Origin of the sequence: Phaeodactylibacter luteus, from assembly GCF_007993045.1 — a bacterium.
GTDB lineage: Bacteria > Bacteroidota > Bacteroidia > Chitinophagales > Saprospiraceae > Phaeodactylibacter > Phaeodactylibacter luteus.
Genome location: NZ_VOOR01000256.1, coordinates 1 through 296, shown reverse-complemented (window position 1 = coordinate 296; position 296 = coordinate 1). Strand labels below are relative to the sequence as shown.

The window sequence follows — 296 nt, the reverse complement described above, 5'->3', positions numbered from 1 at the left end:
TAATAATTATTTTAAAAAAATGCGATTCTTGTATGATGATAAAGAATTGGCATTGATTACCTCTATTTTAAAACATGGCGTAGCTTCTGGAAGCATCCATGGAGATAAATTAAACGGAGAAAATGCTCAACTGATAGCGGATATTTTTCTCACAGCAGTAAGGGGCTTGGAAATGGAAGTTTTTATTAAAAAGAAATTCAATAACTTAGATAAAAAAGTCAACCTTATGATTGGCATTTTATTGAATGGTCTTAATTGACTTATTTTTTTAATCAAAATTCGACTAAAATACGTTT

General features: G+C 28.7%; 1 pseudogene. It reads left to right on the top strand.

Annotation, left to right across the window (positions count from 1 at the left end):
* Positions 1 to 259 (top strand): annotated as a pseudogene (locus FRY97_RS22175) (hypothetical protein); the annotation flags it as partial.
* Positions 260 to 296 lie beyond the last annotated feature (37 nt).